Below are 14453 nucleotides of genomic sequence, written 5' to 3'. Positions count from 1 at the left end.
GCCTCCGTGCGGCCGTGGGAGGTTCGCTCTCCCGGGCTGTTCCTGCCAGGAGTTCGGCGCGTCGCTCCGCATCTCCCGTACCCTCGGACTCATGTCGCTCTACGCCGCGTACGCCGGCAACCTCGACGCGCGGCTGATGACGCGCCGCGCACCGCATTCCCCGCTGCGCGGCACGGGCTGGCTCAACGGCTGGCGGCTGACCTTCGGCGGGGAGCAGATGGGCTGGGAAGGGGCGCTGGCGACGGTCGTCGAAGCGCCGCGCTCCCAGGTGTTCGTCGCGCTGTACGACGTCGCGCCGATGGACGAGGACTCCCTGGACCGCTGGGAGGGTGTCGGCCTCGACATCTACCGGCGGATGCGGGTGCGCGTGCACACCCTGGACGGCGAGGAGCCGGCCTGGATGTACGTGCTCAACGGCTACGAGGGCGGTCTGCCGTCCGCGCGCTACCTCGGCGAGGTGGCCGACGCGGCGGAGTCCGCCGGGGCCCCGCACGACTACGTGATGGAACTGCGCAAGCGCCCCTGCTGACCTGCCGGGCGGGGCTTCGCCGGCCTGAGGGCGGGTCTTCGCACGGCCGGCCGCCGGGCGACGGGCACCCTCTGTTCCCCGGCCCACCGACCCCCTTGTCGTACGAAAATACGAAAGGCTCGGACAGATGGTGTGCCGGTCCATCTACGCGCGTAGGGAATCAGCGGTTACCCTCGTCCGGTGAACGCATCTGTTATTCCGGACAACATCCAGGACGACCCGCACGCGGTGGCCGCCGAGGCCGCCGCCAGGCTGCGGGAGCTGACCGGCGCCGAGACCCACGACGTGGTCCTCGTGATGGGGTCCGGCTGGGGACCCGCGGGCGATGCGCTCGGTACCCCGGACGCCGAGTTCCCGGTGACGCACCTGCCCGGATTCCCGCCCCCGGCGGTGGAGGGGCACGGCGGCACGGTCCGCTCCTACCGCATCGGCGAGAAGCGCGTGCTGGTCTTCCTCGGCCGCACCCACTTCTACGAGGGACGCGGCGTCGCCGCCGTCGCCCACGGCGTCCGTACGGCCGTGGCCGCGGGCTGCCGGACCGTCGTGCTGACCAACGGCTGCGGCGGTCTGCGCGAGGGCATGCGCCCCGGCCAGCCGGTGCTGATCGGCGACCACATCAACCTCACCGCCACCTCCCCGATCATCGGCGCCAACTTCGTCGACCTGACCGACCTGTACTCCCCCCGGCTGCGGGCGCTCTGCCAGGAGATCGACCCCTCGCTGGAAGAGGGCGTGTACGTGCAGTTCCCCGGCCCGCACTACGAGACCCCGGCCGAGATCGGCATGGTCCGCGCGATGGGCGGCGACCTGGTCGGCATGTCCACCGTGCTGGAGGCCATCGCCGCGCGCGAGGCGGGTGCGGAGGTGCTCGGCATCTCGCTGGTGACCAACCTCGCCGCGGGCCTGTCCGGCGAACCGCTCAACCACGAGGAGGTCCTCCAGGCCGGCCGCGACTCGGCCGCGCGCATGGGCGACCTGCTGGCCCGCGTGCTCGAACGCATCTGACCGGCGGATCCGGCGGCGGCCCCGCGTGAGAGCCGGGCCGCCGCCCCCGCGCCCGCGGCGCTCCCCGCACCACCGGCACCACCCGCACCACCCGCACCCCGTCATCCCCGAAAGGCGGACCCCCCGTGCACGACGACGACCTCCTCGAACGGGCAAGGGCCTGGCAGGCCGAGGACCCGGACCCCGAGACGCGGGAGGAGCTGGCGCGGCTGATCGCCACGGACGGCCCCGAAGCCCGCGCCGACCTCGCCGCGCGCTTCGCCGGCACCCTCCAGTTCGGCACCGCCGGTCTGCGCGGGGAGCTGGGCGCGGGGCCGATGCGGATGAACCGTGCCGTCGTGATCCGCGCCGCCGCCGGACTCGCCGCGTACCTCAAGGCCGAGGGGCACACCGGTGGGCTCGTCGTGGTCGGGTACGACGCCCGCTACCGCTCGGAGGACTTCGCCCGGGACACCGCCGCCGTGATGACCGGCGCCGGGCTCCGCGCCGCCGTCCTGCCGCGCCCGCTGCCCACCCCGGTGCTGGCCTACGCCATACGGCATCTGGGCGCCGTCGCGGGCGTCGAGGTCACCGCGAGCCACAACCCGCCGCGCGACAACGGCTACAAGGTCTACCTCGGCGACGGCTCGCAGATCGTGCCCCCGGCCGACGCGGAGATCGCCGCCGCCATCGCCGCGGTCGGCCCGCTCGCCGGGGTGTACCGGCCCGGGGACGGCTGGGAGGTCCTCGGCGAAGAGGTCCTGGACGCCTACCTGGCCCGTACCGACGCCGTGCTCTCGGCCGGCTCCCCGCGCACCGCCCGGACCGTCTACACGGCGATGCACGGTGTCGGCACCTCGGTGCTGACCGCCGCGTTCGAGCGGGCCGGGTTCCCGGCGCCGGTGCTCGTCGCCGAGCAGGCCGAGCCCGACCCGGCGTTCCCGACCGTCGCGTTCCCCAACCCGGAGGAGCCGGGCGCGATGGACCTCGCCTTCGCGACCGCGCGCCGGACGGACCCCGATCTGATCATCGCCAACGACCCGGACGCGGACCGCTGCGCCGTCGCCGTCCCGGACCCGGCGGCCGGGGGCGGCTGGCGGATGCTGCGCGGCGACGAGGTCGGCGCGCTGCTCGCCGCGCACCTGGTGGACCGGGGCGCCGAGGGCGTCCTCGCCGCCTCGATCGTCTCCTCCTCGCTGCTCGGCCGGATCGCCGAACGGGCCGGTCTCGGGTACGAGGAGACGCTGACCGGCTTCAAGTGGATCGCCCGCGTGGACGGACTGCGCTACGGCTACGAGGAGGCGCTCGGCTACTGCGTCGACCCGGACGGCGTACGGGACAAGGACGGCATCACCGCCGCGCTGCTCGTCACCGAGCTGGCCTCGGTGCTCAAGGAGCACGGCCGCACCCTGCTCGACCTGCTGGACGACCTGGCCCTCGCGCACGGGCTGCACGCGACCGACCAGCTCTCGGTCCGGGTGGAGGACCTCTCGGTCATCGCCGACGCCATGCACCGGCTCCGCGAGCAGCCGCCGACCGCGCTGGCGGGGCTGGCGGTCACCTCGGCCGAGGACCTCTCGAAGGGATCCGACCGGCTCCCGCCCACGGACGGCCTGCGCTACCGCCTGGACGGCGCCCGGGTGATCGTCCGCCCGAGCGGCACCGAGCCGAAGCTCAAGTGCTACCTGGAGGTCGTCGTACCGGTCGCCTCGGCGGACGGGCTGCCGGCCGCGCGGGCCCGGGCGGCCGAGCTGCTGGCCGGGATCAGGCGGGACCTCTCCGCCGCGGCCGGCATCTGACCAGCCAGGCCTTCCGCACGGACGAAGAGCGGGCCGGTGCCTCCACGGGGAGGCACCGGCCCGCTCTCGTACGCGGCGGTGAGCGACACGCGCGTCACGTCGTGGCGAACAGCACCACCAGGGCGATCCCGCCCGCGACGGCGGGGCCGATGATCTCCCACGCCCAGCGCACCGAGGCGGTGACCTCCTGGGCACCGGCGGCGCCCCCGGTCGCGGCGTCCTCCTCGGCGAGCTTGCGCAGATCCGCGACCGCCTGGTCGGCCACCGCGGGGCGTACCTGCTTCCTCGCCTCGGCGCCCTCGCGCCGGGCGGCGGACGACTGGCGCACGGCCCGCTTGCGGTCGCGCAGCGAGACGGGCAACGCCCACACCTGGTACTTCTTCCCGTCCGTGGTGAACAGCTCGGTGGAGTACGCGGCACGGACGTCCGCCATCCTCGACCAGGGCAGCACGATGGTGCGGAACGGGTTGCGGATCAGGATGCGGCGGGCTCCGGCGAGTACGGCGGGGCGCAGCGTGAAGGCGACGACCAGCGGCGCGACCAGCACCGCTCCGGCCAGCGCCAGCCAGGGCGCGCGGCCCTCCCCGGAGATCAGCGCGTCGCCCAGCAGCCAGGCGATGAGCAGGAGCAGCAGTGCGCCGGCCACCGTCGCGGGGGTGGACCGGTAGGTCCGGTCGGCGTAGGTGGGCTCGCCGGGGGGCGTGGAGCTCGTCATGGCCCGATTGTGCCTGACGCCCGGGGCCGGGCGCGGGGCGGCCGGGTCGCGGCGCGGGTGCGGAGTGGCCGGGGTGCGGAGTGGCCGGGTCGCGGCGCGCGCGGAACGGCCGGGGTCGCGGCGTACCGGGGCGCGGGCCGGCGGGCGTGCGGGGTGCCCGCGCGGGGCGTGCGAGGGTCCGTACCCCCCTGTACAGGCTGCTACGCGCGTAGATATGCTCCCCTGGTGACCATGCCCACCACTGCACCCGCATTCTCCGGCGCGACCGCGTCCGACGGTGCGCTGCGCCGCTTCCTGCACGGGCTGCCCGGCGTCGACGCCGTCGGCCTCGAAGCGCGCGCCGCCTCGCTCGGCACCCGGTCGATCAAGACGACGGCCAAGGCGTACGCCATCGATCTCGCCATCTCGATGATCGACCTGACGACGCTGGAAGGCGCGGACACCCCGGGCAAGGTCCGGGCGCTGTGCGCCAAGGCCCTGCATCCCGACCCGACCGACCGGACGACCCCGCGCACCGCCGCGGTCTGCGTCTACCCCGACATGGCGGCGACCGCCGTCGCCGCGCTGGCCGGCTCCGACGTGAAGGTGGCGTCCGTGGCGACGGCCTTCCCGGCGGGCCGCGCGGCGCTCGACGTCAAGCTCGCGGACGTCCGCGACGCGGTGGCGGCCGGGGCCGACGAGATCGACATGGTGATCGACCGGGGCGCGTTCCTGGCGGGCCACTACCTCAAGGTGTACGAGGAGATCGTGGCCGTGAAGGCCGAGTGCGGCACCGCCCGCCTCAAGGTCATCTTCGAGACCGGCGAGCTCTCCACGTACGACAACATCCGCCGCGCCTCCTGGCTCGGCATGCTGGCCGGGGCCGACTTCATCAAGACGTCGACGGGCAAGGTCGCGACCAACGCCACCCCCGCGAACACCCTGCTGATGCTGGAGGCCGTCCGCGACTTCCGGCTGCAGACCGGCGTACAGGTCGGGGTGAAGCCCGCGGGCGGTATCCGTACGACCAAGGACGCGGTCAAGTTCCTGGTCCTGGTCAACGAGACCGCGGGCGAGGACTGGCTGGACAACCACTGGTTCCGGTTCGGCGCCTCCGGCCTGCTGAACGACCTGCTGATGCAGCGCCAGAAGCTCAGCACCGGCCGTTACTCCGGCCCCGATTACGTGACGGTGGACTGATCCCCATGGCATCTGCATTCGAGTACGCGCCCGCCCCCGAGTCGCGGTCGGTCGTCGACATCGCGCCTTCGTACGGCCTGTTCATCGACGGCGAGTTCACCGAGGCCGCCGACGGCAAGGTCTTCAAGACCGTCTCGCCGAGCAGCGAGGAGGTCCTCTCCGAGGTCGCCCGCGCGGGCGAGGCGGACGTGGACCGCGCGGTCCGGGCGGCCGGGAAGGCGTTCGAGAAGTGGTCGGCGCTGCCGGGCTCCGAGCGCGCCAAGTACCTCTTCCGGATCGCCCGGATCGTCCAGGAGCGCAGCCGCGAGCTGGCGGTCCTGGAGACCCTGGACAACGGCAAGCCGATCCGGGAGACCCGCGACACGGACCTCCCGCTGGTCGCGGCGCACTTCTTCTACTACGCGGGCTGGGCCGACAAGCTCGACCACGCCGGTTTCGGCGCGAACCCGCGCCCGCTGGGCGTGGCCGGCCAGGTCATCCCGTGGAACTTCCCGCTGCTGATGCTGGCGTGGAAGATCGCCCCGGCGCTCGCGGCCGGCAACACGGTGGTCCTCAAGCCCGCCGAGACGACTCCGCTCTCCGCCCTGTTCTTCGCGGACATCTGCCGCCAGGCGGGTCTGCCGAAGGGCGTCGTCAACATCCTGACGGGGTACGGCGACGCGGGCGCGGCCCTCGTCGCACACGGGGACGTGAACAAGGTCGCCTTCACCGGCTCGACCGCCGTGGGCAAGGCCATCGCCCGCCAGGTCGCGGGTACGAACAAGAAGGTCACCCTGGAGCTGGGCGGCAAGGGCGCCAACATCGTCTTCGACGACGCCCCGGTCGACCAGGCGGTCGAGGGGATCGTCACCGGCATCTTCTTCAACCAGGGCCAGGTCTGCTGTGCGGGCTCCCGTCTGCTGGTGCAGGAGTCGGTGCACGACGAGGTGCTGGACGCGCTGAAGCGGCGGCTGTCCACGCTGCGCCTCGGCGACCCGCTGGACAAGAACACCGACATCGGCGCGATCAACTCCGCCGAGCAGCTCGCCCGGATCACCGCGCTGACGGAGACGGGCGTGGCGGAGGGCGCCGAGCGCTGGACCGCGCCGTGCGCACTGCCGTCCTCCGGCTACTGGTTCGCCCCGACGCTCTTCACCGGGGTCACCCAGGCCCACACGGTCGCCCGGGACGAGATCTTCGGCCCGGTGCTCTCGGTGCTGACCTTCCGCACCCCGGACGAGGCCGTCGCGAAGGCGAACAACACCCAGTACGGCCTGTCGGCGGGCATCTGGACGGAGAAGGGCTCCCGCATCCTCGCGGTGGCGAACAAGCTCCGGGCGGGCGTCGTCTGGGCCAACACGTTCAACAAGTTCGACCCCACCTCGCCGTTCGGCGGGTACAAGGAGTCGGGCTACGGCCGCGAGGGCGGCCGCCACGGCCTGGAGGCGTACCTCGATGTCTGAGCACGGATCGACCAACGGCTCCGCGTCGCGGCGCCTGAGCGTCTTCAAGACCTACAAGCTGTACGTCGGGGGCAAGTTCCCCCGTTCCGAGAGCGGCCGGGTGTACGAGGTGACCGACTCCAAGGGCACGTGGCTGGCGAACGCCCCGCAGTCGTCCCGCAAGGACGCGCGGGACGCGGTCGTCGCCGCCCGCAAGGCCTTCGGCGGCTGGTCCGGCGCGACCGCGTACAACCGCGGCCAGATCCTCTACCGCGTCGCCGAGATGCTGGAGGGCCGCCGGGAGCAGTTCGTCCGCGAAGTGGCGGACGCGGAGGGGCTGTCGAAGTCCAAGGCCGCCGCCGTGGTGGACGCCGCGGTGGACCGCTGGGTCTGGTACGCGGGGTGGACGGACAAGATCGGCCAGGTCGTGGGCGGGGCCAACCCGGTCGCCGGGCCCTTCTTCAACCTGTCGACGCCGGAGCCGACCGGCGTGGTCGCGGTGCTGGCGCCGCAGCGCTCCTCGTTCCTCGGGCTGGTCTCGGTGATCGCCCCGGTGATCGCGACGGGGAACACCGCCGTGGTGGTCGCCTCCGCCGACGCGCCGCTGCCCGCGCTCTCGCTGGGCGAGGTGCTGGCCACCTCGGACCTGCCGGGCGGCGTGGTGAACCTGCTCTCCGGCGCCACCGCCGAGCTGGCGGCCCCGCTCGCGGCGCACCAGGACGTCAACGCCATCGACCTCACCGGCGCGGACGCCGCGCTGGCGAAGGAGCTGGAGATCGCGGCGGCGGACAACCTGAAGCGCGTGCTGCGTCCACAGCCTGTGGAGGGCGACGCGGAACCGGCCGAGGCCGACTGGACCGCCGACCCGGGCACGTACCGGCTGACGGCGTTCCTGGAGACCAAGACGGTCTGGCACCCCACGGGCGCATTGGGCGTCTCCGGGTCGTCCTACTGACGGTCACTCACTGCCGGCGGCACAGGTCGCACGCACACGGCGGGGCCGGTCCTCACCACCGGGTGAGGACCGGCCCCGCCGTTGTGTCAGCGGATCAACGCGCCCCGGTGATCAGCCCGGTGACCGGGCCGACCAGGGGCAGGTCGCGGAGTGCACCGCCCTGCGTGAGGTGGTCGGTGACCAGGGCGGTGGAGACCGGCTTGAAGTCGGCGACCTGCGTGCCGACGGCGTTGTCCAGCGGGTCGGTCCCGGTCTTGGCCAGCGGGTCGAGCTGGAGTGCGGTGACGGGGGCGAGGCTGTTCGACAGCGCGCCGGTCACCGCGGGCAGGGCGGCGTCCGTCACCGCCGACACGGCTGCCTGCGCGCTGTCGCTCGCCTCGGTCACGGCCTCGGGCGTGGCCGCCTGCGCGGACGCGGCGCCCGCGCCGAGGGCGGCGCCCAGCGCGGTGACGGTCAGCCCGGCGCGCAGCAGGACGTGCCGCGAGGGCTTGGTTCGTGCATGACGTGCCATTTTTCCCACCTGATCGACTTCGTATCGGTAGTCGTACGTGCGCGCAGAGTAGTGGAGATGTGATGCTCGATACCAACAGGACTTCCGAGGGGTCCCCTGCTCGGGTCATGCCTCACACTTTTGTTCTGTGAGTTCCCAACCGATCCCGACGCGCGTCGTCCTGCTGACAGGACCCTCCGGCTCCGGGAAGTCGTCCCTCGCCGCCCGCACCGGTCTTCCGATGCTTCGGCTGGACGACTTCTACAAGGAGGGCAACGACCCGACCCTGCCCCAGGTCACCGGCAGCACGGACATCGACTGGGACTCCCCCGAGTCCTGGGACGCCGAGGCCGCCGTGGCCGCCATCGCCGGCCTCTGCCGCTCCGGCCGCACCCACGTCCCGGTGTACGACCTCGCCACCAGCTCCCGTACGGGCACCGAGGTGCTGCACATCGAGCGCTCGCCGCTCTTCGTCGCCGAGGGGATCTTCGCGGCCGACATCGTCGCGCGCTGCCAGGAGCTGGGGCTGCTCGCCGACGCGATCTGCCTGCGCGGGCGCCCGTCGACCACGTTCCGCCGGCGGCTGCTGCGGGATCTGCGCGAGGGCCGCAAGTCGGTGCCGTTCCTGCTGCGGCGCGGCTGGCGGCTGATGCGCGCGGAGCGCCGGATCGTGGCCCGCCAGACCGCGCTGGGCGCCCACCCGTGCGGCAAGGAGGAGGCGCTCGGCCGCCTGGCCGCCGCCGCCGCGGGCCGCTGCCGCCGCGCCCCTGCGGGGAGCGGCGCGGTGTAGGACCGGGACGGACCGGGCGGAAGCGGGAACGACGAACGGGGCCGTACCGGGCCCCCCAGCCCGTACGACCCCGCCGTTCCCCCGTCGCTCGCCGTTTCCCCCCGGAGCGGCGAGCTCCGTCGTTCCCCCGTTTTCCCCCGTGGGCCCCGTTTCCCCCGTGGGCCCCCGTTGTTTCCCCCGTAGCCTCAGGCCACCAGCTCGCCGAAGGACTCCTTCTCGTCACGTCCGAAGCTGAGGACCTCGTCCTCGCGCAGCCGGCGGAGCGACCGCCAGATGCTGGACTTCACCGTGCCGACACTGATGTCGAGGATGGCCGCGATCTCCGGGTCGGTGCGCCCCTCGTAGTAGCGCAGGACCAGCATGGTGCGCTGGAGTTCGGGCAGCCGGGCGAGCGCCTGCCAGAGCACCGCGCGCAGCTCCGTGCCGCGCATCGCGTCCGAGTCGCCGACCGTCTCCGGCAGTTCCTCGGTCGGGTACTCGTTGAGCTTGCGGCGGCGCCAGGCGCTGATGTGCAGGTTGGTCATGGTGCGGCGCAGGTAGCCGCCGACGGCCGCCTTGTCGCTGATCCTGTCCCACGCCCGGTAGGTCGAGAAGAGGGCGCTCTGCAGCAGGTCCTCGGCCTCGAACCGGTCGCCGGTCAGGTGGTAGGCGGTCGCGTACAGGGAGGCGCGGCGCTCCTGGACGTAGGCCGTGAACGCCGCTTCGGCGTCCTCGACCGGCGCCTGGGGCGTCCGCTCCCCCGTGATGCCCTCCCCGTACGCGCTTCCCCCGTGTCCCCCGTACGTTCCCCCGTACGTGCCCGGTCCGTCCCCCGTGGCGTCGGTGACCGGCGTGGGAGCCGGGTGCTGACGCCCGGTGCCGCGAACGCACCCCCGTCCGTTCACCGCACCGGACTTCTCCGGACCCCGGTTGATGTCGTGGAGACGCGTGACAACCGCGCTTGAGCCGGTGCGTTGCAGTTGCAGTGCGTTCATCGTGCGCCTCCCCGTCGTGGAGTCCGTTCGAACCGTGTGCCCTTGAGTCTGGCCGGGCAGTTTCATGGCACTGTCCGCCGACTGTCACAGAGCTGTCACAGGCCCCGTGGGGTCGTAACCGTCACAACTGGGGCCGCTCACGCACAGGAAGTGGCCCCCGGCGGTCGAACTGGGGCACCACCATGGGACAGAATGGCCCGCGTGCCTTTCCTGTTGCTGATCGAGGACGACGACGCCATCCGCACGGCCCTCGAACTCTCGCTGTCACGCCAGGGCCACCGAGTGGCCACCGCGGCGACGGGCGAGGACGGCCTGAACCTCCTCCGGGAGCAGCGGCCCGACCTGGTCGTGCTGGACGTGATGCTGCCCGGGATCGACGGTTTCGAGGTCTGCCGCCGCATCCGCCGCACCGACCAGTTGCCGATCATCCTGCTGACGGCGCGCAGCGACGACATCGACGTCGTGGTGGGTCTGGAGTCGGGTGCCGACGACTACGTGGTGAAGCCCGTGCAGGGCCGGGTGCTGGACGCGCGCATCCGTGCCGTACTCCGGCGCGGGGAGCGGGAGTCGACGGACTCGGCGACCTTCGGGAACGTGGTCATCGACCGTTCCGCGATGACGGTCACCAAGGACGGAGCGGATCTCCAGCTGACCCCGACCGAGCTGCGGCTGCTCCTGGAGCTGAGCCGCAGACCCGGACAGGCCCTGTCCCGGCAGCAGTTGCTGCGGCTGGTGTGGGAGCACGACTACCTGGGCGACTCGCGGCTCGTGGACGCGTGCGTGCAGCGGCTGCGCGCGAAGGTGGAGGACGTGCCGTCCTCGCCGACGCTGATCCGTACGGTGCGCGGTGTGGGCTACCGGCTGGACTCGCCTCAGTGAGTGGACGTGCCGGGCGCGGGGTCCGGGCGGGACTCCGCTGGAGCAGCCTGCGGCTGCGGCTGGTCGTGGTGTTCGGCCTGGTGGCCCTGACGGCGGCGGTGTCCGCGTCGGGGATCGCGTACTGGCTCAACCGCGAGGCGGTGCTGACGCGTACGCAGGACGCGGCGCTCGGGGACTTCCGGCGCCAGATGCAGAACCGGGCGGCGGCGCTGCCGTTGCAGCCGACGAAGGACGATCTCCAGTCCGCCGCCGTGCAGATGGCGGACAGCGGGCCGGGGTACGCGGTGCTGCTGGAGGACGAGCGGGACGGCGGGAAGCCGATCGTCGGCTACTCCGACCTGGACACCTTCACCAAGGTGGACGTGCCCAACTCGCTGGAGCGTCAGGTCTCCGCCCAGCAGCGGCTGACCTCGGGCAACACGCACGAGTACCACCTGTTCTGGCAGCGTACGAGCATCGACGGCACCCCGTACCTGGTGGCCGGGACGCGGATCATCGGCGGCGGTCCGACGGGGTACATGCTGAAGTCGCTCGACCAGGAGCGCCAGGACCTCAACTCCCTCGCCTGGTCGCTGGGGATCGCCACCACGCTGGCGCTGATCGGCGCGGCGCTGCTCGCGCAGGCGGCGGCGACGACCGTGCTGCGGCCGGTGCAGCGGCTCGGCGAGGCGGCGCGCAAGCTGGGTGAGGGGAAGCTCGACACCCGCCTCGTGGTCTCCGGTACGGACGAACTCGCCGAACTCTCCCGTACGTTCAACCGGGCGGCGGGTTCGCTGGAGAAGAAGGTCGCGGACATGAGCGCGCGGGAGGAGTCCAGCCGCCGGTTCGTCGCCGACATGTCGCACGAGCTGCGTACCCCGCTCACCGCGATCACCGCGGTGGCCGAGGTGCTGGAGGACGAGGCCGACAGCCTCGACCCGATGATCGCGCCCGCCGTGCATCTGGTGGTGAGCGAGACCCGGCGGCTCAACGACCTGGTGGAGAACCTCATGGAGGTCACCCGCTTCGACGCGGGTACGGCCCGGCTGGTCCTGGACACGGTGGATGTCGCCGACCAGGTCACCGCCTGCATCGACGCCCGGGCCTGGCTGGACGCGGTGGAACTCGACGCGGAGCGCGGGATGATGGTGCGGCTCGACCCGCGGCGGCTCGACGTGATCCTGGCGAATCTGATCGGCAACGCGCTGAAGCACGGCGGTTCACCCGTGCGGGTACGCGTACGCACCGAGGGCGAGGAACTGGTCATCGAGGTACGCGATCACGGGCCGGGGATTCCCGAGGACGTGCTGCCGCACGTCTTCGACCGGTTCTACAAGGCGAGCGCGTCCCGCCCGCGCTCCGAGGGCAGCGGGCTCGGGCTGTCGATCGCCATGGAGAACGCGCTGATCCACGGCGGCACCATCTCGGCGGCCAACTCCCCGGACGGCGACGGGGCGGTGTTCGTCCTGCGGCTCCCCCACGCCGAGGACGAGAGCGCCGTGAACGACCCGAGCGGCGCCGGCGACGGCGCGGACGGCGAGGCGTCGTGAGGCGGCGGAACGGTCGCGGGGCGCGGGACCGCGCCCGTCGGACCGGCGCGCCCGTGCGGCGTCCGCTCACGGCCGTGGTCCTCGCCGTGGCCGCCGCCGCGCTGGCCGCCGGGTGCGGCATCCGCTCCACCTCGGTGCCGGTCGACGCGGGGGCCGCACCGTCCCGGGTGCCGTGCCGCACCAGCGGTACGGACTCCGGGGCGCGTGAGGCGGACGAGCGGGTGCGGGTGTACCTGGTCTGCGCGTCGGAGCTGGTGACGGCGGACCGGACGCTCGCGGGCACCGACCGGGGCGGTGGCCGCCTGGACCTGGCGCGGGCGCTGCTGGCGCAGATCCGGCAGGCGCCGCTCACCGCCGAGCGGCGGGCCGGTTTCACCACCGCGGTCCCCTCGGACCTGAGCGTCGGGGAGGGCACCGCGGACGATCCGGCGGGCGCCCTGCGGCTGAGCGCCCAGCCGGAGGACCTGTCCTCCGAGGCGCTGGCCCAGGTGGTCTGCACGTTCGCCGAGGAGTCCACGCTCGTCACCGGCGACGCGGTGCTGCTGGGCGGGCCGAGCGACGACTACGCCCCCCGGGGCTACCTCTGCACCACGGAGACGAAGGCCCGGCCGCAGAACGTACCGACCGTCAGCACCCCGTCTCCGTCGCCCCGCTGAGCAGCACCCCGGGTCCGCCGGGTACGCCGGTGGGGAACCGGTGAGGGCACTGGTGCGGTCGGTGGCCGCGTGGCGGAGGGGGCGCGCGTCCCGTGGTCTGCGCCACTTCCAGCCGTTTGCCCGGAACCGTTCCTTCAGGACCGGGCGTCTAGGGGGGCGTGCGTCAAGGTCCCGGCGGTAAGGCCGTCACCCTGTTCCGCGTGGTGGGGTTCACGCTTCTCCTCGCGCATCTCGTGCTCGTCGGGTGGCTGACCCTGCGTCCCCTGGACGTCCCCTGGATCAGCGCCGCGAACTTCACCCCGCTGGACGGCATCAAGGCGGACCTCGCGCTCGGACCGGGGGCCGCGGTGCGGCGCATCGGCGCGGGGCTGCTGCTGCTCGCGCCGCTCGGGTTCCTGCTGCCGATGGCCGACGCGCGGCTCACCGTCTCCCCGTGGGCGTCGCTGGTCCGTACGACCGCCGCCGGGGCGCTGGTATCCCTCGCCATCGAGCTCGGGCAGACCGGGGTGCCCGGGCAGGTGGTCGACATCGACTCGCTGCTGCTGAACACGGTGGGGGTGCTGCTGGCGCATCTGCTGGTGGTGCCGTTCGTACGGGCCCGGCTGCGCCGCCGGCACCACCGTGCCCCCGCGCCGGAGGGCGTGGACGCGGCCGGTGGGACCCCTCAGGGCGCGACCCCGACGATTTCCAGGGTCGGGGTCGCACCGTAGAGGGAGGCACCGTCCCCGCCGGTGGAGCGACCATGGATACATCGGGAGCGCCGCAGCGGCTGCTCCCCCGACGGTTCACCAAGGAGCCCACCATGGCCGCACTGGTTCGCCCTCGTGACGGACGCATGATCGGCGGAGTGTGCGCGGCGCTGGCCCAGCGCTTCGGCACCTCCGCGACGACCATGCGCGTCATCTTCCTGGTCTCGTGCCTGCTGCCCGGCCCGCAGTTCCTGGTCTATCTGGCGCTGTGGATCCTGCTGCCCGGGGAGAAGTCCTCGTCGGGCACCACGTCCGCGACGGCCTGGTGACGCGGGTACGACGGGGGACGGCCTTCACGACGACCGACAGCACGGAGCACGCGGTGGGGCACCCGGCCTGACAGGCCGGGTGCCCCACTGGCGTACGGGCTCCCCTCGGGAAGGCCCGGGCGGGTCAGCCGCCGATCGGGAGACCGTTCGCGGTCAGGCCCTTGGTCGGCAGGCCGCCGAGCAGCTGGGTGACGGGCTTGGCGGCGTCGGTGGCCTTGCCGCCGAGGAGGCTGCCGGTGGTCTCCTTGACCGGGAGGGTCTGGGCGGTGTGGCCGAGGTTCGCCAGCGCGTCGGTGGAGATGGGCAGGGAGCTGCCCGCGTCGAGCGGGAGCGCCGTGGCGGCGGACGCACTGCCGGCGGCGGCAGCGGCGAAAGCGGCACCGAGAGCGGCGACACCGATGATGCGGGCGGAGGAGAGCTTCATGACATTCATCCTTGGGGAAAGGGGATGCGAGCGGCTCTGCAAACTAGCCACCCGGCTCGCCGCTCCGCAAATGGCGCGACACGCGGAAAAGGGCCGGGAAATGCGTTCCCC

16 protein-coding genes are annotated in these 14453 nt (G+C 73.0%); 12 read left to right on the top strand and 4 right to left on the bottom strand.

Going from position 1 to position 14453, the window contains the following annotated elements; translation table 11 throughout:
* The first annotated feature begins 91 nt into the window (after positions 1-91).
* From OG599_RS21745 to OG599_RS21735, 3 genes are all read left to right on the top strand, one after another.
* Positions 92-529 carry a gamma-glutamylcyclotransferase gene (locus tag OG599_RS21745; RefSeq protein WP_275492381.1) on the top strand — a complete coding sequence of 146 codons (438 nt, stop codon included), beginning with the start codon at positions 92-94 and terminating at the stop codon, positions 527-529.
* Positions 530-709: 180 nt separating this feature from the next.
* Positions 710-1534 (top strand): purine-nucleoside phosphorylase, encoded by an 825-nt coding sequence (locus OG599_RS21740; protein ID WP_327177648.1) that lies wholly within the window; start codon positions 710-712, stop codon positions 1532-1534.
* A gap of 125 nt (positions 1535-1659) precedes the next feature.
* Complete coding sequence (locus OG599_RS21735; protein WP_327177647.1) at positions 1660-3312, top strand: phospho-sugar mutase; 1653 nt, start codon at positions 1660-1662, stop codon at positions 3310-3312.
* Between the two features lie 94 nt (positions 3313-3406).
* Here OG599_RS21735 and OG599_RS21730 read toward each other — a convergent pair whose 3' ends face one another.
* Positions 3407-4027 carry a PH domain-containing protein gene (locus OG599_RS21730; RefSeq protein ID WP_327177646.1) on the bottom strand — a complete coding sequence of 207 codons (621 nt, stop codon included), beginning with the start codon at positions 4025-4027 and terminating at the stop codon, positions 3407-3409.
* 231 nt (positions 4028-4258) lie between these two features.
* Here OG599_RS21730 and deoC point away from each other — a divergent pair, with 231 nt between their 5' ends.
* Genes deoC through OG599_RS21715 form a run of 3 tightly spaced genes read left to right on the top strand, consistent with a single transcriptional unit; the run spans position 4259 to position 7582 of the window.
* A complete protein-coding gene (deoC, locus tag OG599_RS21725) occupies positions 4259-5206 on the top strand; it encodes a deoxyribose-phosphate aldolase (protein ID WP_327177645.1) in 948 nt (315 codons plus the stop codon).
* Positions 5207-5211: 5 nt separating this feature from the next.
* Positions 5212-6648 (top strand): aldehyde dehydrogenase family protein, encoded by a 1437-nt coding sequence (locus OG599_RS21720; RefSeq protein ID WP_327177644.1) that lies wholly within the window; start codon positions 5212-5214, stop codon positions 6646-6648.
* The gene (locus OG599_RS21715) at positions 6641-7582 is read left to right on the top strand and encodes an aldehyde dehydrogenase family protein (RefSeq protein WP_327177643.1); all 942 of its coding nucleotides are present in this window, start codon (positions 6641-6643) and stop codon (positions 7580-7582) included. The genes OG599_RS21720 and OG599_RS21715 overlap by 8 nt, the downstream gene beginning before the upstream one ends.
* Before the next feature lie 94 nt (positions 7583-7676).
* Here the strand turns inward: OG599_RS21715 and OG599_RS21710 are convergent, their stop codons facing one another.
* Entirely contained in the window at positions 7677-8093 is a 417-nt protein-coding gene (locus tag OG599_RS21710) for a hypothetical protein (RefSeq protein WP_327177642.1), read from the bottom strand.
* A gap of 127 nt (positions 8094-8220) precedes the next feature.
* On the opposite strand from OG599_RS21710, the gene OG599_RS21705 reads away from it, so the two are divergent.
* Positions 8221-8862 (top strand): uridine kinase, encoded by a 642-nt coding sequence (locus OG599_RS21705; RefSeq protein WP_327177641.1) that lies wholly within the window; start codon positions 8221-8223, stop codon positions 8860-8862.
* Positions 8863-9047: 185 nt separating this feature from the next.
* Here OG599_RS21705 and OG599_RS21700 read toward each other — a convergent pair whose 3' ends face one another.
* Positions 9048-9836, bottom strand: coding sequence for a SigE family RNA polymerase sigma factor (locus OG599_RS21700; protein ID WP_327177640.1), 789 nt, complete (start codon positions 9834-9836; stop codon positions 9048-9050).
* 201 nt (positions 9837-10037) lie between these two features.
* Here OG599_RS21700 and afsQ1 point away from each other — a divergent pair, with 201 nt between their 5' ends.
* The 5 genes from afsQ1 (at position 10038) to OG599_RS21675 (ending at position 13918) form a co-directional block, all read left to right on the top strand.
* Positions 10038-10715, top strand: coding sequence for a two-component system response regulator AfsQ1 (gene afsQ1, locus OG599_RS21695; RefSeq protein ID WP_266708396.1), 678 nt, complete (start codon positions 10038-10040; stop codon positions 10713-10715).
* Positions 10712-12244: a HAMP domain-containing sensor histidine kinase gene (locus tag OG599_RS21690; protein WP_327177639.1), complete on the top strand. Its 1533-nt coding sequence runs from the start codon at positions 10712-10714 to the stop codon at positions 12242-12244. The genes afsQ1 and OG599_RS21690 overlap by 4 nt, the downstream gene beginning before the upstream one ends.
* Before the next feature lie 53 nt (positions 12245-12297).
* Positions 12298-12900 (top strand): hypothetical protein, encoded by a 603-nt coding sequence (locus OG599_RS21685; RefSeq protein ID WP_327177638.1) that lies wholly within the window; start codon positions 12298-12300, stop codon positions 12898-12900.
* A 158-nt stretch (positions 12901-13058) separates the two neighbouring features.
* A complete protein-coding gene (locus tag OG599_RS21680) occupies positions 13059-13610 on the top strand; it encodes a VanZ family protein (RefSeq protein WP_327177637.1) in 552 nt (183 codons plus the stop codon).
* Between the two features lie 92 nt (positions 13611-13702).
* Entirely contained in the window at positions 13703-13918 is a 216-nt protein-coding gene (locus OG599_RS21675) for a PspC domain-containing protein (RefSeq protein ID WP_327180130.1), read from the top strand.
* A 124-nt stretch (positions 13919-14042) separates the two neighbouring features.
* Here the strand turns inward: OG599_RS21675 and OG599_RS21670 are convergent, their stop codons facing one another.
* Complete coding sequence (locus OG599_RS21670) at positions 14043-14342, bottom strand: hypothetical protein (protein ID WP_327177636.1); 300 nt, start codon at positions 14340-14342, stop codon at positions 14043-14045.
* Positions 14343-14453: the final 111 nt, after the last annotated feature.

Source organism: Streptomyces sp. NBC_01335 (assembly GCF_035953295.1).
Classification (GTDB): Bacteria; Actinomycetota; Actinomycetes; order Streptomycetales; family Streptomycetaceae; genus Streptomyces.
The sequence above is the reverse complement of the archived record's forward strand: the minus strand, read 5'-3'. Positions and strand labels throughout refer to the sequence as shown.